The organism is Nitrosomonas communis, from assembly GCF_024102715.1.
In the GTDB taxonomy this organism is placed as follows: domain Bacteria; phylum Pseudomonadota; class Gammaproteobacteria; order Burkholderiales; family Nitrosomonadaceae; genus Nitrosomonas; species Nitrosomonas communis_B.
Window position 1 is genome coordinate 69,367 of the sequence record NZ_JAGFJM010000089.1, and the last position, 17,082, is coordinate 86,448.

General features: G+C 46.8%; 15 protein-coding genes and 1 pseudogene. 9 read left to right on the top strand and 7 right to left on the bottom strand.

The window, feature by feature from the left end; translation table 11 throughout:
* Positions 1-22 precede the first annotated feature (22 nt).
* The 4 genes from J5I83_RS08750 (at position 23) to J5I83_RS08765 (ending at position 3,241) form a co-directional block, all read left to right on the top strand.
* The gene (locus J5I83_RS08750; protein ID WP_304055054.1) at positions 23-1,630 is read left to right on the top strand and encodes a peptide chain release factor 3; all 1,608 of its coding nucleotides are present in this window, start codon (positions 23-25) and stop codon (positions 1,628-1,630) included.
* Between the two features lie 234 nt (positions 1,631-1,864).
* Positions 1,865-2,356: a hypothetical protein gene (locus J5I83_RS08755; RefSeq protein ID WP_304055055.1), complete on the top strand. Its 492-nt coding sequence runs from the start codon at positions 1,865-1,867 to the stop codon at positions 2,354-2,356.
* 15 nt (positions 2,357-2,371) lie between these two features.
* Complete coding sequence (locus J5I83_RS08760; protein ID WP_304055057.1) at positions 2,372-2,914, top strand: YMGG-like glycine zipper-containing protein; 543 nt, start codon at positions 2,372-2,374, stop codon at positions 2,912-2,914.
* A gap of 90 nt (positions 2,915-3,004) precedes the next feature.
* Positions 3,005-3,241: a thioredoxin family protein gene (locus J5I83_RS08765; protein WP_304055060.1), complete on the top strand. Its 237-nt coding sequence runs from the start codon at positions 3,005-3,007 to the stop codon at positions 3,239-3,241.
* Between the two features lie 160 nt (positions 3,242-3,401).
* Here the strand turns inward: J5I83_RS08765 and J5I83_RS08770 are convergent, their stop codons facing one another.
* The gene (locus J5I83_RS08770; RefSeq protein ID WP_304055062.1) at positions 3,402-5,012 is read right to left on the bottom strand and encodes an NAD-dependent malic enzyme; all 1,611 of its coding nucleotides are present in this window, start codon (positions 5,010-5,012) and stop codon (positions 3,402-3,404) included.
* A gap of 323 nt (positions 5,013-5,335) precedes the next feature.
* Here J5I83_RS08770 and J5I83_RS08775 point away from each other — a divergent pair, with 323 nt between their 5' ends.
* The 4 genes from J5I83_RS08775 to lspA all read left to right on the top strand — a co-directional run bounded on the left by J5I83_RS08775 (position 5,336) and on the right by lspA (position 10,140).
* Complete coding sequence (locus J5I83_RS08775; RefSeq protein WP_304055064.1) at positions 5,336-5,767, top strand: group III truncated hemoglobin; 432 nt, start codon at positions 5,336-5,338, stop codon at positions 5,765-5,767.
* A 74-nt stretch (positions 5,768-5,841) separates the two neighbouring features.
* Positions 5,842-6,798, top strand: coding sequence for a bifunctional riboflavin kinase/FAD synthetase (locus J5I83_RS08780; protein WP_304055067.1), 957 nt, complete (start codon positions 5,842-5,844; stop codon positions 6,796-6,798).
* Between the two features lie 19 nt (positions 6,799-6,817).
* Entirely contained in the window at positions 6,818-9,637 is a 2,820-nt protein-coding gene (gene ileS / locus J5I83_RS08785; protein ID WP_304055068.1) for an isoleucine--tRNA ligase, read from the top strand.
* 38 nt (positions 9,638-9,675) lie between these two features.
* Entirely contained in the window at positions 9,676-10,140 is a 465-nt protein-coding gene (gene lspA, locus J5I83_RS08790; protein ID WP_304055070.1) for a signal peptidase II, read from the top strand.
* A gap of 56 nt (positions 10,141-10,196) precedes the next feature.
* Here lspA and J5I83_RS08795 read toward each other — a convergent pair whose 3' ends face one another.
* Genes J5I83_RS08795 through J5I83_RS08805 form a run of 3 tightly spaced genes read right to left on the bottom strand, consistent with a single transcriptional unit; the run spans position 10,197 to position 13,973 of the window.
* On the bottom strand, positions 10,197-10,352 hold the full coding sequence (locus J5I83_RS08795; protein ID WP_304055072.1) for a hypothetical protein: 156 nt from the start codon (positions 10,350-10,352) through the stop codon (positions 10,197-10,199).
* On the bottom strand, positions 10,318-12,642 hold the full coding sequence (locus J5I83_RS08800) for a tetratricopeptide repeat protein (protein ID WP_304055075.1): 2,325 nt from the start codon (positions 12,640-12,642) through the stop codon (positions 10,318-10,320). Before J5I83_RS08800 ends, J5I83_RS08795 begins: the two co-directional genes overlap by 35 nt.
* Positions 12,639-13,973, bottom strand: coding sequence for a toll/interleukin-1 receptor domain-containing protein (locus J5I83_RS08805; protein ID WP_304055076.1), 1,335 nt, complete (start codon positions 13,971-13,973; stop codon positions 12,639-12,641). Before J5I83_RS08805 ends, J5I83_RS08800 begins: the two co-directional genes overlap by 4 nt.
* Positions 13,974-14,100: 127 nt before the next feature.
* Here J5I83_RS08805 and J5I83_RS08810 point away from each other — a divergent pair, with 127 nt between their 5' ends.
* On the top strand, positions 14,101-14,442 hold the full coding sequence (locus J5I83_RS08810) for a DUF2007 domain-containing protein (RefSeq protein ID WP_304055079.1): 342 nt from the start codon (positions 14,101-14,103) through the stop codon (positions 14,440-14,442).
* Between the two features lie 6 nt (positions 14,443-14,448).
* Here J5I83_RS08810 and J5I83_RS08815 read toward each other — a convergent pair whose 3' ends face one another.
* From J5I83_RS08815 to J5I83_RS08825, 3 genes and pseudogenes are all read right to left on the bottom strand, one after another.
* Positions 14,449-15,912, bottom strand: coding sequence for a DEAD/DEAH box helicase (locus J5I83_RS08815; protein WP_304055081.1), 1,464 nt, complete (start codon positions 15,910-15,912; stop codon positions 14,449-14,451).
* Between the two features lie 41 nt (positions 15,913-15,953).
* Positions 15,954-16,733, bottom strand: coding sequence for a hypothetical protein (locus J5I83_RS08820; RefSeq protein ID WP_304055083.1), 780 nt, complete (start codon positions 16,731-16,733; stop codon positions 15,954-15,956).
* A 220-nt stretch (positions 16,734-16,953) separates the two neighbouring features.
* Positions 16,954-17,082, bottom strand: a pseudogene (locus J5I83_RS08825) (cytochrome C554); the annotation flags it as partial.

The following is a 17,082-nucleotide window of genomic DNA, read 5'->3' on the forward strand; positions in this document are numbered from 1 at the left end:
TAAGTATTAAGGATTTTCAACCATGATTGACCAAGAAGTAAAACGACGCCGCACCTTTGCCATTATTTCCCACCCGGATGCAGGCAAAACGACATTAACAGAGAAATTGCTTATGTTTGCGGGAGCGATCCATATCGCTGGCAGCGTCAAAGCTCGCAAAGCAAGTCGCTATGCCACCTCTGACTGGATGGAGATTGAAAAGCAGCGCGGTATCTCGGTGGCAAGCTCAGTGATGCAAATGGAATATCGGGACCATGTCATCAATTTACTGGATACACCTGGCCACCAGGATTTCTCCGAGGATACCTACCGTGTGCTTACTGCCGTAGATGCTGCATTGATGGTCATTGATGCCGCTAATGGTGTGGAAGCTCAAACACTGCGTTTATTGGAAGTATGCCGCGCCCGTAACACACCCATTCTCACTTTCATTAACAAGATGGATCGCGAAGTACGTAATCCGCTTGATCTTATCGACGAAATTGAGCGCACGCTCAATATGGCAACCGTACCCTTTACCTGGCCAATAGGAATGGGTAAACAATTTCAGGGCGTATTTGATCTGCAGCATCACTGCATGCGCGTGTTTCACCCTGGCGCTGATCGTGTTGATAATGAAGATAATATGGTCACCAACCTAGATGATAAGGTGATGGTTGAACGCTTTGGTGACAGATTCATGGAAGCGCACCAGGAAATTGATCTAGTTCGCGGCGTATCGCCAGAATTCGATCGCACTGCTTTCCTTGCTGGCGAACAAACACCGGTATTTTTTGGTTCAGCAATTAATAATTTTGGAGTGCGTGAAATTCTGGATGCGCTCATCGACCTGGCTCCCCCCCCTGGTTCACGTAAATCGATTCAGCGTGAAGTACCGCCGGTCGAACCTAAATTCTCTGGTGTTGTTTTTAAAATTCAGGCGAATATGAATCCCGCACATCGGGATCGTATTGCATTTGTACGTATCTGCTCAGGAGAATTCAAACGCGGAATGAATCTCAAGGTTGTCCGCAGTGGCAAAGAAGTACGCACCAACACGGTTGTTTCCTTTCTGTCTCAACGACGGGAGCTACTCGAAGTTGCCTATGCTGGTGATATTATCGGCATTCCTAATCATGGAACATTGCAGCTCGGCGATACCCTCACCGAAGGAGAAGCACTTCATTTTACTGGCCTTCCCTTCTTTGCGCCTGAAATATTCCAGACAGTTGAAATCGCTGATCCAATGCGTAGCAAACAGCTTAAGCTAGGATTAGCACAATTAGGCGAGGAAGGTGCGATCCAAGTTTTCCGCCCTCACATAGGCAGCATTTTATTGCTGGGTGCTGTGGGAAATCTGCAGTTTGAGGTGGTAACGCATAGATTGCAGCACGAGTATGGTGTCGATGCACGCATTGCCTCCGCCAAATATCAATTAGCCCGCTGGGTTACCGCAGAAGATCCCAAAGAACTACAACGCTTTATCGATTCCAACGCGCACCGTATTGCCTATGATGCGGTCGATGCACCTACATTTCTCGCTTCATACGCTGCAGAATTAAGTGTGGCAAAGGAGAACTGGCCTGCTATCTGTTTCCACAAGATGCGGGAGCACGCGGGCTTGGTATTTCAAACTCATACAGACAATTAAGAAGAAATTAACCTCTTGATTAACTTAATCAATTACCGCCCGCATATCGTCCAAAGCCATCAGAATACACCATGCCTTGAATCTTCAAGGCAAATATACTGACCCGTTTCTTGATTTTCGACAGCGTTATGAAACTATAATAAATCTGATCCATCAAATTTTGACTACTTAACATATAAATAGCTTGCTCAAAAGTTAAAGCAGGTTAATTGTCAGTACACGACGGAGATTCTCATGAGAAAGATCAGCTTTCTATACTTAATGGTTACTTTTTTTGCAGTAGCATTGAATGAGGCGGCATGGGCAGATCGTAGTCACTATCACAGTCACAATCATCATAGTCATAATTCCTATAGTTTTGGATTGGGAGTGGGAACAGGTTATGGTATCGGGTCTTTTGGCTATTATGGAGGCCATCGTAGCGGATTTTATGGCAGTTATTCTTTTGGCTACCCCTATTATCCCTACTATTACAGACCCTACTATTACAGGCCCTATTATTACGGGCCCTACTATGGAGGCTTTATGTCTCCTCCTTATTACTCATCCATCGTTGTCGTGCCTGCAACACCACCAGTTTATATCCAGCAACCAAGCACCATGCAATCTTCCCCTCCTGCAGAAACCAATTACTGGCATTATTGTGAAAATCCAGCAGGCTATTATCCCTATGTCAAGAAGTGCCCAGGGGGATGGTTAAAAGTTCCACCTCAGCCAATAGAATAATTGAAGGAGCCATTCATGCAAAAGATTTTAAGATTGACTTATCTTTTACCACCGTTTTTGCTTACTGCATGCGTCCATATACCCAGTGGCCCAAGTGTTATGGTCCTGCCGGGGGTCGGCAAAAGTTTTGATCAGTTTCGCAACGATGATTATCTGTGCCGGCAATACGCCAGTCAACAAGGTGACACCCAAACACCCAGGCAGGCTTCCGTATCCAGCGGAGTGGAGAGTGCAGCAGTGGGTGCTGCGCTTGGCGCAGTTGCCGGTGCAGCATTCGGAGGTGGGCGGGGAGCGGCAATTGGTGCTGGCAGCGGTTTGCTGGCAGGTAGTTTAAGTGGCAGCGAGGCAGCCAGGTCCTCTGGATATATCAGCCAACAGCGTTATGACATGTCCTATATTCAGTGCATGTATGCAAATGGTCATCGTGTCCCAGTAGTAGGTCAATTTTCGAGCGATCCTTATGTGAGTCAGCCTACTGATGCACCTAGCCAACCCGCAAGCAGCAGCGTACCACCACCGCCACCTGGTAATCCGCCTCCCCCTCCCCCAGCTTATTAAGTCTGATAACCGTCATCATCCGTATTAACAATTTTATATGATAAAATGCATGAGTTATTTATGTGATCAATATTAAAAGGAGTTTTTTATATGGCAGCAAAAGCTATTTTTTATCATGCCGGCTGTCCGGTATGTGTTGCAGCGGAGCATGCTGTTGCTAACGCGATTGATCGTTCAAAATATGATGTTGAAATTGTGCATCTGGGAACTGACAAATCTCGAATTAGCGAAGCAGAAGCCAGTGGAGTCAAATCGGTTCCAGCGCTTGTAATGGATGGCACAGCATTCCACATCAACTTTGGTGCCAGTATTGACGATCTGAAATAACACCTTAATTGCATCTCAGGCAATTCGCAGAACCCCCAGAAATGGGGGTTTTTTCTATGCATCAAATCAATCCCAGATGATTTGCTTCTGCATTTATGATAATGGGTCCGCTTCAGCCAAAAAGGACTCACTTCGATCCGTCGCAGCATGTCATTGGAATTCAATAATTGGGTTCATACATCATTGCACGGATGTATTCTGCCAGATTCTCAGGAAGTGAGTTTTCTGCCAGCCCTTCTTGCTGGGCAATCCGACAAACCGCAACTGCAATGGCATGAGAAACAGTGCGAACCCGGTTAAGTGAAGGATAAATTGCGCCTACCTCGATCTCCTCTGGCAAAACCATGTTTGCCAGCGCCTTGGCTGCGGCCAAAAACATGCTATCGGTAACTAATCGCGCCCTGCTGGCTATCACGCCAAGACCAACACCAGGAAAGATATAAGCGTTGTTCCCCTGAGCAGGTTTGAACAGTTTTTCACCCAGTCTGAAAATTGGAAATGGACTGCCACTGGCAAAAATGGCTCGCCCATCTGTCCATCGATAGGCTTGTTCTGCGGTGCATTCCGTATGCGAAGTAGGATTAGACAACGCGATAATAACCGGATGTTCATTGAAGTGCGCCATTTTTCTAATAATCATTTCACTAAACGTTCCCGCCACACCCGTTGCACCGATTAAAATGTCTGGCTGTATGCTTTCGATCGCTTCAACAAAACTCGCAGGTGCATGTTCGTGCGCAAAAGGCTGGATGCGCGGCTTGAAATGCTCACGACTTGATACCACCAGTCCTTGTCTATCCACCAGCCAGATTCTTGATCTTGCAAGCTCCTCACTGAGGCCGGCTGTACAAAATGCCGAAACCATCAATTCCGCAATGCCGCTTGCTGCCGAACCTGTTCCGAGTAGCATCACCTTCAGATCGGCAAATCGCTTGTGCGTAATCCGGCAAGACGAATAAATGCCCGCAAGGGTAACCGCGGCTGTCCCTTGAATATCGTCATTAAAACAGCGCACCTGCGTACGGTAACGGTCAAGAAGCTCGAAAGCATGCTGACTCTGGAAATCCTCAAATTGAATCAATGCGTTGGGGAATTTTGTTTGAATGGCCTGAACAAATTCATCCACCAATGACAAATAAGCTTCTCCAGACAACCGGGAATAAGGGTATCCCAAATAAAGTAAATCTTCACGCAATGGTTGATTATTCGTCCCGACATCAAGCATTACCGGCAGGCATTGTGCTGGATGGATACCTGCGCAAGCTACATACAAAGCAGTTTTGCCTATCGAGATCCCCATGCCGTTCGCACCCAAATCACCAAGACCCAGTATCCTCTCACCGTCAGTGACCACAATGATACGTATATCCGTCTCATGCCAGTTACTGAATATCGAGGCAATCTCACCTCGATCATCGGGGGTAATATAAAAGCCCTGAGGGTTCCGGTAAATGTGAGCAAACTGCTTGCAGGCTTCTCCTACGGTAGGAGTGTAAACCAGCGGCATGATCTCATCGATATGGTCGATCATCGTTCGGTAAAATAAGCGTTGATTCCGTTCCAGCAAACTATTTAGAAAAATATATTTTTCGATATCACTGTTTTTCCGGCGCAGATTACCTAACACGCGTTTTTGCTGGGTATTAATGTCTGTTACCTTATAAGGCAGCAAGCCTCGTAAACTAAACTGATTTCGTTCTTCGCGGGTAAAAGCTGTTGATTTATTTAGCGCTGGATCATCCAGCAAAGATTTTCCTTGTGAAAGTTTCATCTCGGCTACCTTTTCATATGAATAAATTCGGGTAAAGCGTTTGAAACTACTTTGAACTACTTTGTTATAATTGTTTTACTTTCATCATTTTCCACTGATAGTGGTATTCTTGACGAGAAACTTGCGATATCTACCCTTAAATGTTCCTTGGATCAGTTCTTCCTACCGCAAAATCCGTGGTTAGACAATCTATACAGTAATCGATAAACTACAGGGAAATTTAACAGACAACGATATATATTTATCATCACATGTATTGCAGCCTACGTCGAGTTCAAAAACTGATCTCGCGCCATTACATGATCATTTTTAATTTATAAATTATGACACCATTTTCCATGCCTACACCTAATCCGGACTTATACACTGAAGAAGAAATCTCACGATTAGTCCACAACTTTTATGCAAAAGCGAGAAAAGATCCTGATCTTGGACCGATTTTTGAAGAACATGTGATTGACTGGGATGCGCATTTTGTGCAAATGATCAACTTCTGGTCAGCTCAGTTACGAGGTACCAGCCGCTTCCGTGGCGCACCGATGCCAAAGCATATTGCGCTTCCAGAACTCAATGCAGATTTATTTAAACAATGGTTGCACCTTTTTAAAGAAACCACGCACGAATTAGGCAACTCCACCTTGAAGCATCATGCAGATACCGTTGCCACTTTTATTGCAGGCAGATTATGGCTTGGCTATCAGATGGGCAATTTTCCGGATCGACAACCTATGGAACTCTTCGTTGAAACACATTGATTTAGCCAGACAAGCTAAAAGCGGTCACTTGAAGTTCTAGCATCGACCTCCAACTTATTCATCCATTCGGTATCATGCAAGTTTGCAGAAAGGCTTCTCCTAGGCCAGAGGCGCCTATAGCATTGACCATAGGCAATTTTGATGGGGTGCATTTAGGCCACCAGGCCATGCTCGCACACGTGAAACAGGCAGCAGCTCAACTGAATATCGCTTCCTGCGTCATGACGTTTGAGCCGCATCCGCGTGAATTTCTCGCTCCTCCTCGAGCACCCACACGTCTTACCAGTCTACGCGAAAAACTGGAGTTACTGGCAGAATCTGGTATAGATCGCGTTCAGATTTACCGCTTCAATCATGATTTTGCCAGAATCGACGCAGAATTATTCATGACGCGCATCCTTCAGCAAGAACTTGCTGTTCGCTGGCTACTGGTAGGAGATGATTTTCGTTTTGGCGCACGACGTACCGGTGATGTGGAGATGCTAACAACATTTTCTCAAAAATCTGGCAGCTTTGAAGTAGAAATCATGCCTAGCTTTAGCGTGAATGGATTACGCGTATCGAGTACCGCCATACGGGATGCATTGACTGGTGGCGATCTGAATCTCGCTAAACAGTTGCTGGGGCGACCCTATAGTATCAGCGGACGTGTCGTGGATGGTGATAAACTGGGGAAGCAAATTGGATTTCCCACCGCCAATATCCAGTTAAACCACAATCGCCCTCCTCTGATGGGCATTTATGTAGTAGAAATCAGTAGCGATATATCCTCATCCCTGCCCGCAACAATGCGCGGAGTAGCAAGTCTCGGGATACGCCCGACTACTCATACAACTGGCAAACCCGTTCTGGAAGTTCATCTATTTGATTTCTACCAAGAAATTTATGGTCATCATTTACGTGTCCATTTCTTGCATAAACTCAGAGATGAAGAAAAATACCCTGATTTAGAAACACTGACCAGACAAATAGAACAAGACGTCACCGACGCAAAAAACTATTTTATGACTCAAACAGACCTTGTTTCGTAATAAAACCGGATCAATTTCCATGACTGATTACAAAAAAACGCTCAATTTACCCGATACCCCTTTTCCGATGCGTGGTGATCTTGCCAAGCGGGAACCAGCTATACTCAAAGCCTGGCAGGAAAAACAGCTCTATCAGAAAATTCGCGCAGCCAGTCAGGACCGCCCAAAATTTATTCTCCACGACGGCCCGCCTTATGCCAATGGAGATATCCATATTGGTCACGCCGTCAACAAAATCCTCAAGGACATCATCATCAAAAGTAAAACACTGGCAGGATTTGATGCACCTTATGTTCCGGGTTGGGATTGCCATGGATTACCGATTGAGCACCAGATCGAAAAAAAACATGGCAAAAATCTTCCTGCGGATCAAGTTCGTGCACTCTGCCGCGCTTTTGCTCAGGAGCAAGTCGAACGGCAAAAAACTGATTTCATCCGCCTGGGCGTCCTAGCCGATTGGGAACATCCTTACCTCACTATGAATTACCAAACTGAGGCTGGCATCATTCGAGCACTCGGTAAAATTTATCAGAATGGTTATCTCTATCAAGGACAGAAGCCGGTCAACTGGTGTATCGATTGTGGTTCAGCACTGGCAGAAGCAGAAGTCGACTATGAAAATAAGGTTTCACCTGCCATTGATGTCGGCTTTGAAGTCGTTTGTGATCATACCGCCGGACACCCGCTTGCCAAACCATTTGCAGTATCGATACCAGCAGACAAAAAGGCCTATGCCGTCATCTGGACCACGACTCCATGGACATTACCTGCCAACCAGGCTGTTTGCGTCCACCCTGATTTCGATTATGAATTAGTCGATACTCCGCATGGATTATTGATCCTGGCAGCCGGACTCAAGCAAACCTGCTTGATGCGCTATCAACTCGAGGGCAAAGTGCTAGCAAGCTGCAAAGGACGTGACTTGGAGAATTTACAACTCCATCATCCATTCGATGCACGCACCGTACCCATTATCTGCGGCAAACATGTCACGCTGGAAGCTGGTACGGGTTTGGTTCATACTGCCCCAGCGCATGGTCTGGATGACCACTTCGTAGGCCAGCAATATGGATTATCCAGCAACAGCCCGGTCGGCGGCGATGGAAAATTCATCAGCGCTACGCCGTTGGTAGGTGATCTATTTGTCTGGAAAGCTAACGATATTATTATTGATGCACTGAGAACCAGCCAGCATTTGCTGCATATGGAAAAAATCGAGCATAGCTATCCGCATTGCTGGCGGCACAAAACACCGATCATTTTCCGCTCAACGCCGCAGTGGTTTATCGGCATGAATGCAATTCATCGCGCAAGTTCTTCTCAGACTAGCATATCCCTGCGTGAGCTCGCGAAGAAAGCCGTTGATGAGACTACTTTCTTCCCCTCCTGGGGAAGAGCGCGTCTGGAGGCGATGATCAGAAATCGTCCGGATTGGTGCATCTCGCGCCAGCGGAACTGGGGCGTTCCCATGACATTCTTCGCGCACAAGGAAACGCATGCTTTGCATCCACGCACGCCTGAATTGCTGGAAGCGGTTGCGTGTGAGGTAGAAAGAGACGGTATCGAAGCATGGTTCAAGCTCGATACCACCTCACTGCTGGGCGATGACGCCGAGCATTATTGCAAGCTGAGCGATACACTCGATGTCTGGTTTGATTCCGGCACCACGCATGACACTGTACTCAGACACAATTCACTGCTCAATCATCCGGCTGATCTTTATCTGGAAGGCTCAGATCAACATCGCGGCTGGTTCCAGTCCTCATTACTGACAGGCTGCGCCATGGATGGCCGCGCTCCTTATCATGCCTTACTGACACACGGTTTCGTGGTGGATGGTCAGGGTCATAAAATGAGTAAATCTAAGGGGAATGTGATCGCACCACAAAAAGTGGTAGATACCTTGGGCGCCGATATCCTGCGCCTGTGGGTAGCTTCGACCGATTACTCGGGCGAGCTATTTATCTCTGATGAAATCCTCAAGCGTATCGTCGAAACTTACCGGCGCATCCGTAACACCCTACGCTTTCTATTAGCCAATCTGGCCGATTTTGATCCGGCGACGGATAACTTAGCGCTCAATGACTGGCTGGAAATCGATCGTTATATGCTGGCCCATACTGAGGCGCTGCAAAATGAGCTCACCACACTTTATCAGCGCTACGAGTTTCATCAGATCGTACATACTTTGCATAATTTCTGTTCAGAAGATTTAGGCGGCTTCTATCTCGATATTCTGAAAGACCGGTTGTATACCGCCGCAGCCAAAAGCATATCACGTCGCTCCGCCCAGAGTGCGCTATATCATATCGCCCATTGCCTGGTGCGCTTGTTTGCCCCGATTTTAAGTTTCACCGCGGAAGAAGTTTGGGAGCAGTTGACAAGCGCACCTGGGGACAGTGTGCTCTTGCATACTTGGCACAGCTTCCCCGGACACATACAATCACCAGCGGAAACTGACAAGCTGCTTCAGCGTTGGACGCGACTGCGTCAACTGCGCTCGCAAGTGCAGAAAAAACTGGAAGAAGCGCGGGCGCAAGGTGTGATTGGCTCCTCCCTTGCCGCAATCGTAAATATCCATGCCAGCGGAAAGGATTTCGCGCTGCTCAATTCTCTCGGCAATGATCTCCGCTTCGTCATGATCACATCCGAAGTACATTTGCACCAGGTGTCCTCTGCCGAGAAAAATAGCATCTCCGTGCAGGCTAGCCCGCATGCCAAATGTGAACGCTGTTGGCACTATCGGCAGGATGTTGGTCATCATGATGTTCATCCTGCCTTGTGTGAGCGCTGCCTATCCAATCTTTTTGGGGCAGGAGAATTACGCCGCCATGCCTAATTTGTTCAACTCTATCCGCTGATCACAACACTTATCTAATGAAATTTTATTATAGTCTGGCAATTGCATTTATCGTGTTAACCTTGGATTTAGCCACCAAGTACTGGGTTGAATCCAGTCTGGTTTATAATCAGCAGATTCCGGTTACCTCCTTCTTTAATCTGGTCCTTACTTATAATACCGGAGCAGCCTTCAGTTTCCTGAACGATGCTTCCGGTTGGCAACGCTGGCTCTTAAGCGGTATTGCACTGATTGCTTCCACAGTGATTATTTTTTTATTGCATAAATATGCAAGCAGCAAGCTGTTTTGTCTTGCTCTGAGCCTTGTTTTAGGCGGTGCGCTCGGAAACCTGTGGGACCGTATCACGCTCGGCCATGTGGTCGATTTTCTTGATTTCTACCTCGGCAGCTATCACTGGCCCGCCTTTAATATTGCGGACTCGGCGATTTCTATCGGCGCTGTGTTGCTGATTTATGATAGTTTCCACTCGAAACATCCGTAAAATGCCACAAATGCAGCGCCGATGGTTCGTCATGAATGAACGAATTGCCTATTACATCACTGTAACAATGCCTCAATCCGCTCCATGTCGGTATGGGTAACACCCCGCTGGCGTAATTCCTTAAAATCATCCAGTACCGCCTGTTTGAAGCTGCGGCCATCGCTAGTCATTTTTTCTTTATAGCGCAGGTAAGATAGCCTTGGCCTTTTCATACTGATCAATCAATAGATACCCATGGGCCAGATTGGTATGGAGCGTTGCTTCTATCTGTTCATCTGTCTCGATTTCTAACCCCCGCTCACTCGCCTCGATGGCCTGTTCAGGTTGCCGATTGAATAATTCGTACCAGGCAAGGCGCAAGTAGGCGCCGGCCAGCGCTTGCCTGACTTCCGGACTATTTTCTTGTTTACCAAGCCACGCTACCTGGCGTTGAACAAGCTCGACCGCCTCATTAAAACGATTCAGCTCAGCTAGCAATGACACCGGCGTGTCATAAAGCCAGCTTAGATCACGCTTCCAGATCACATTGCTGGGATCATGAACAACTAAGGACTCGCTTATAGCTAATGCCTTTTGATAAAATGCCAACGCTTCCTCCAGCTTGCCTTGCGCGTTCAATACATCGCCAACCTTGTTAAACGACACCGACACATCCCGCTGCCACTGCGTATTGCTCGGGTCATGCGCAGCTAGTTTCTGAGCGATAACCAAACTCTCCTGATAAGTTTTCTGCGCTTCCTCCAGCTTGCCTTGCGCGTTCAATACATTTCCCAGATTATCTAACGACACCGATAGATTGTGTTGCCACGGAAGATAATCTGGTTCAAGCCTCGAGATCTGCTCAATCAGAGAAAAAGACTGCTGATAGGCTTCTCTGGCTTTTTCCAACTTTCCCTGAGCAAATAACCGGTCTCCCTCGCTGCTATAGGAAGCAGCACGCTGGTTCAGCACCCTTGCTGATTGTCCCTCGATACCCAATTGTTGATAGTAATCATTTACCCGTTGCTGCACCATTTCAACGATATCCAGGCGACCGATCGGCGTAAGCCTGTCCCTTAACTCAAACACGAGGAAATTCAGTATGTCTTCTGCCGCCTCACGCGCAGCTTGTGCTTGCTGCCGCGCGCTATTGGCTTCCTTCTCGGCGGCATAGGCATCTTCTTTTGCCTGCCACTGCAAATAACCAAACACAGCCACAATCATGAGGGTGGCAACGCCACTATAGGCGACGAGGCGTTGTTTGCGGGTCAATTTCCACGGCCGGCTCTTGACGATAGGCCGGGCCAGGCTATCATGGCTCAGTTCATAAAAATAGCTCTCCAGACGCGGCTCCTTGCGCAAAAAACGCGCTTCAACCAGTGGAACCAGCGCCTGGCTATCAAGATGATATTCTTTCGCAATCTCGTTCTCTTGCAGCGGCAAGCGGAAGCCTTCCGCATTCAACAACCCTTCTTCGCATAGCCGCTGCGCCTTCCGGCGATGATGTCTGGGTAATTTAGCGAGCGTTTGTTGATAGAAGTTCTCCCCAATCGCATCCAGCCGTTTTTCCCCACCGAGCAGTTTGCTCGTGATGCAAGCGATGGGCTGTCCCTTGGCAGCCTGTTGCGCCATTTGTTCCTCGATATCATGGCAAACCAGTTGTAGCTGGAATGGTTCGATGACGCCGGATTTACCTCGCAGGTAACGGATGATTTCCGCCAGAGCATCGTCCTCATAGCTAAATGGCGGCGTCATGAATCGACTTCTAGTTGCAGCCGTTTGCGGGGAGGCAGCCGGTTGGCGAATAGCTTGCTCTGCCTGCGTATCGGACAATGGATTGAGTCGCACACGGTCATCGAAAATCCCGGGAATATCGGCAGCCAGCTCTTGCAAGGCACCGAGAAAATCTTCACGCATGCTCAGGATTACGCGAATGTTAGGCGGCTGCTCGCTTAACAGCGCCGTAGAAGCAGCGCTGCCCTTCTCTGCTGCAGTTAACATTTGGCGTTTTTGCCTGACACTTTGCGGCAACACCCCGCGAAATAAATCACCGAGCTCGCGGGCTACCCCTGCACGCTCCTCAGCCTGTTTCAGCGTAAAAATCTCTTCGAACTGATCGAATACCAGCACGGGAGTAAGCAGCAGGTCACCTTGCCAGAACATGGCTGTTTTGAAAAATTCCCAAAGCGTTTCACCTTCGCCTGGGGTGTAATCGATAGCCAATTTCCGGCTCGTCTCACGGGCTGCAGCCTGGATAATCTCGAGTAGCGCGCCTGGTATATTGAGACGAACGAGTAGAGGCAGCATGTGTTGCTCCTCGCGTAATTTCTGGAATACCCCTGCCTGGAGCAGGGACGTTTTACCTACACCCGATTTACCAAACAATACCAGCAAGTGTGCTGCACAGATGCGATGGAACAGCAGTTCGATCTCTTCCTTGCGGCCATGAAACAATAAGCGGTCGTCGGGGTTATCCCTAAAGGAACGGGGACCAGGATAGCGATCGATGGATAGCTGATTCATGCGACGGCCCTTTTCTGACGTTGCTGCCAATCGGCTTTGATTGCATCCGCTAATTGCTCAAAACCACCGAGCCCATTCAAAGGGATATGATGGAATTCATGTAGCTGCGGCAGAATGGCGTTCCCAGTCAGCGTAATCGGAACAATGAAGCGAAATTCGCTAGCAATCTTTTTCTGCCGCTCCAAGGCAGTTGTGATTTCCTTATAAAAATAACCTTCGACCTGCCTGATCATCGCCGGCGACTGGACGACAACGACATAATCGACGACTTGATTGATCACATGGATAAGCTGCCGATCCCAATTGTCACCGGCTCGCAGATTTTGCTTGTCCTGCCAGGGTTCAATGCCTGTTGCCAATAGTTGCTGGCCAAGTTGCTCCACTTGGTCGCGATCTTCACTGGCATAACACAAAAATACTTTCGGTAGGCTATCGGCTGATTGTTGTTGAGTAGCGATTTGTGCTTTCGCCAACGGCGCATAGGCAGCGCGTAATTCTTTGGCAAATGCCAACCAGGAAAAATGCTCAAATTTGATTTTATGCTGATTACTGTAGAACACGACTGTCTGAAAACAATCCGGGCGAGCAAAAAATTGCTTATCCTCGACCGCGAGCGATTGATTGCTATGATGATGCGCATTCAATACATGGAGCAAGATACGGTGATGCCATGAGTGGAAGCCGAAGCCGACAAACAGAAAATTTTTATTCGGATCTGCAAACTGGCTACGGATAAATGGCGGCAATTCGGGGCTGCCTTTGATGATTTTGACTAAGAAATCTAAAAGATCATCTTCTGCCAAAACCAGAGATTCCAGGGATTCTGGATCAGCATCATCATAGTAACCATACAAGCTATAAATATAAGGCTTTTCGGCAGTAGGTTGGATAGCAATCACCGGACGAGGACGCTGGTAGTTATAGTAGTCCCGGACAGGTTTCTTCCCTGCTTCAACGAGGGCATTGCTAAACAAATGATCGGGGGTGGTATTGATACATAGCGTAAACGGTAGCGCAGCCAAATCTCTATGAAAATCTGTCACCAAATTTTGATAAGCATCATAGAAATCCTTCACTTCGATTTCCAGGCCATAGCGATCAGAACGCTGCTTAAAAAGTTGAGCAACATGAGCCAGATCATCCCGATTGACTAAATCTTTAGTCTCAGCAAGAACTTCATGACTGGCTAAACGGCGTGCGAGCAAAGTTGTCAGAGGTAAATGATCAGAATCTTCCGGATCAAAACTGACCTGCGGTCCAAGTAGAAGAATGCAGTTACCACGTTTGATACTTTCGACCAATTTGCGCCACGGCAACTCAGGACTAGACATTCGATCATTCTCCCGATATATATTGAATTTACCAACTCAATCAGAGTTGTTTCTGTGAAATAGCTTCATGCTCTTCTCATTTCTCCCTTATTCTCTATTCAGAAAAGAAAAAAGTAAACAATGCGATATGAAAAAACTCTATTCCGCCAATAACTTGATAGAAGCACAAATGATCGTTGCCTTGCTAGAACATGCCTATATTCCAGCAAAGCTATTTAATACCCATGCACAGGGTGGCGTAGGAGAAATTCCCTTCACGCATGCATATCCAGAAGTATGGATTATGCATGACGATGATCTTGAGAAAGCACGCTCGATTATCGATACGTACGAAAGTGCACCGGTTGAAGAAGGCCACGTATCCTGCCCGGCGTGTGGCGAGCAAAATCCGCGAAATTTCCAATTATGCTGGCAATGCGGTGAAGGGTTAGAAGTAGTACATGCGAAGTTGGATAGCACTTATGACTGACTTTGTTTATTCTTGTTTATGTTTGTCGATAACGGGCGGCACAAAGAGCGCCGGAATGGCTTTCTTGTTCGATTTGTGAATAGACTGAGTAATTTTATCGGTTGCATCTTGCTTTTTAACCAACGCCATAGGCACATAGGGTTGAGTAAAAATTGGATCAATCGTACGGGAAGGTTTATTTCTAGCATGAACAGTCGGCTGTGGCTTAGCCGTATGACTTCCATTATGCCGGTCCAATCCAGGCTTCTGCTGGGGTGATTTGCCATTATACCGTTGACGGCCTGCTGTTTGGGGCAAGGCCGCATGAACGCTTTTCTCAACCTCAAATCCGTTCACTTTTTCTACGGTCAGCTTTGTTTTGAGCAGTTTCTCGATGCCAGCGAGTAAATCCTTTTCGTTCACGCTGACTAACGAAATAGCGTTTCCTTTACTGCCTGCACGCCCCGTCCGTCCAATCCGGTGAATATAATCTTCCGGCACAGTCGGCAACTCAAAATTGATCACATACGCGAGATTCTCAATATCCAGTCCCCGTGCAGCTACATCGGTAGCGACTAATGCCTGAATCTTTCCCTCTTTGAAATCATTGAGTGCTTGCGTCCGTTGCTGTTGGTTCTTATCTCCATGAATTGCAGTTGCCATCACCTCATACCGAGTCAATTGCTTGACCAGTCGATCCGCACCTTGCTTGGTCTTAACAAAAATCAGTACTTGTTTAAGGTCATTTTGTCTAATTAACTGCACCAGCAATTCATGCTTGCGTTCAGGTTCGACTAAATGCACGATATGCGAAATGGACTGATTGATTGCATTACGTTTTGCCGCTTCAATTAAAATTGGCTGCTTCAGTAATTTATCTGCAAGTTGTTTGATTTCCTCAGAAAATGTCGCGGAAAAAATCAAACTCTGCCGCTGAGGCGATAGCAACATGAGAATGCGTTTGATATCCGGCAAGAAACCCATATCGAGCATACGATCAGCTTCATCAAGTACCAAAATGGCGATTTTGGATAGATTGATCGTTTTCTGCTCAATGTGATCTAGTAGACGACCGGGGGTAGCAACCAGTACTTCTATCCCAGCCTGCAGTTCTTTAATTTGCGGATCGATGCTGACACCGCCGTAAATGACCGTGCTGCGAAGCTGCAGATATTTCCCATACTTTTTCACATTATCATGGATCTGTGTTGCAAGCTCACGCGTGGGTGCAAGTATCAGTGCCCGAATAGGGTGCTTGGCTGGGGAAGTACTTGAATTCTCATAGGGTTGCAATCGATGTAACAGAGGCAATGTAAAACTGGCTGTTTTTCCTGTGCCCGTTTCAGCGCTGCCCATAATATCCTTGCCCTCAAGAATATGTGGAATAACTTGGGCTTGTATAGGGGTAGGTTTGATATACCCTTGATCTGCAATTGCGCGCAGAAGCTGATCTGATAAATTTAATTGATCAAATGCTGTGATATCACTCATAAGCTGCTCAGTCTTCTCGACTGAATTTAAACATTGTTTGATTACTCTGTCTCCTGTTGAATACTTCGTTTAGATTTATCACTTTTTAACCACTCACTAAATTTATTTACTACACCTAGAACGATGGGCGCACCGCCAATAGCGACTGCATCTACGAGGCAATACCAGGCAGCAACACCACTGGGTGGATTTCCTTGTGATAAGTTAAATATGGGCTCAAGCTTCGCCCATTGCCATGTGCCGGCAGCTGTACCAATCAGTTCTAACCAGGTAGTGATAAAAAAAGCAGCAAGATAAACCATGGGGGATCTACCTTTGAATAGATAGATAAGAAACACACAAAATAATATTGCTCCTACTTGATCACCTTGCTCAGGAAAGCCGCTGACGCCCCAAAATGACCAGATACCGCATACAATTACTACGAATGCAGCAATCTTCCTCGCATGCTTAAGGAAAAAGCCTGAACGAGCGAGTGCAACAGCTGTTAAATAAACCATTCCATGTCCTGGTGGCACATATAAGGGCACATTCTCAAATCGGTAGGTATATCCTCCCATATAAATGGATGCAAAATGCTCACCTGCCGTTGCAAATGCCACGGCAATAGCCACCTGTATTCTTATTTCTTTATTTTCACCTATTAATAACCCAACTAAAAATATCCATGCGATCACACCCAGAAGATTTTGTATGATCAGACCCGCATGAGCGTCAATAACCAGACTTACCGCTACACAAAAGAAAGTGAAGGCAGCGATGAAATAATCTCGCTTCCTGTGAACATAAACACCATCAGATGCAGGGAAATAACTAAGCATTTTCTACCTTTATTGAGATAAACACCCCATCATTTCCGACGAGCTTGAATGTAATCTTTGTACTTATATTTACATCTAGGCATATTGTACAAAGCAAGTACTCTACAATCTTTTTTGAAAAAAATGATGATCTGGAGGCTATCAGAAGAAATACGGCTGGGGAAAACATTTTATTTCCCCAGCATCTGTATTGATGAGATCTTACCGGAAACAAGCAGTGTTACTCTTTTCCTTTCTTATCGTCTTTTTCAGCTACTTTGGCATTAGCCTGGAATTCATCGTGATACTTGAATTTGGGCTCGCCTGTGAAAACGCCGTCCAGTTTGTAATGTTCATGCATCGCCTTGAC

Excerpts from the sequence above, each read along its gene's own strand:
- J5I83_RS08750 (WP_304055054.1), top strand. The coding sequence starts at position 23 with ATGATTGACCAAGAAGTAAAACGACGCCGCACCTTTGCCATTATTTCC.
- J5I83_RS08755 (WP_304055055.1), top strand. The coding sequence starts at position 1,865 with ATGAGAAAGATCAGCTTTCTATACTTAATGGTTACTTTTTTTGCAGTA.
- J5I83_RS08760 (WP_304055057.1), top strand. The coding sequence starts at position 2,372 with ATGCAAAAGATTTTAAGATTGACTTATCTTTTACCACCGTTTTTGCTT.
- J5I83_RS08765 (WP_304055060.1), top strand. The coding sequence starts at position 3,005 with ATGGCAGCAAAAGCTATTTTTTATCATGCCGGCTGTCCGGTATGTGTT.
- J5I83_RS08770 (WP_304055062.1), bottom strand. The coding sequence starts at position 5,012 with ATGAAACTTTCACAAGGAAAATCTTTGCTGGATGATCCAGCGCTAAAT.
- J5I83_RS08775 (WP_304055064.1), top strand. The coding sequence starts at position 5,336 with ATGACACCATTTTCCATGCCTACACCTAATCCGGACTTATACACTGAA.
- J5I83_RS08780 (WP_304055067.1), top strand. The coding sequence starts at position 5,842 with ATGCAAGTTTGCAGAAAGGCTTCTCCTAGGCCAGAGGCGCCTATAGCA.
- ileS (WP_304055068.1), top strand. The coding sequence starts at position 6,818 with ATGACTGATTACAAAAAAACGCTCAATTTACCCGATACCCCTTTTCCG.
- lspA (WP_304055070.1), top strand. The coding sequence starts at position 9,676 with ATGAAATTTTATTATAGTCTGGCAATTGCATTTATCGTGTTAACCTTG.
- J5I83_RS08795 (WP_304055072.1), bottom strand. The coding sequence starts at position 10,352 with ATGAAAAGGCCAAGGCTATCTTACCTGCGCTATAAAGAAAAAATGACT.
- J5I83_RS08800 (WP_304055075.1), bottom strand. The coding sequence starts at position 12,642 with ATGAATCAGCTATCCATCGATCGCTATCCTGGTCCCCGTTCCTTTAGG.
- J5I83_RS08805 (WP_304055076.1), bottom strand. The coding sequence starts at position 13,973 with ATGTCTAGTCCTGAGTTGCCGTGGCGCAAATTGGTCGAAAGTATCAAA.
- J5I83_RS08810 (WP_304055079.1), top strand. The coding sequence starts at position 14,101 with ATGAAAAAACTCTATTCCGCCAATAACTTGATAGAAGCACAAATGATC.
- J5I83_RS08815 (WP_304055081.1), bottom strand. The coding sequence starts at position 15,912 with ATGAGTGATATCACAGCATTTGATCAATTAAATTTATCAGATCAGCTT.
- J5I83_RS08820 (WP_304055083.1), bottom strand. The coding sequence starts at position 16,733 with ATGCTTAGTTATTTCCCTGCATCTGATGGTGTTTATGTTCACAGGAAG.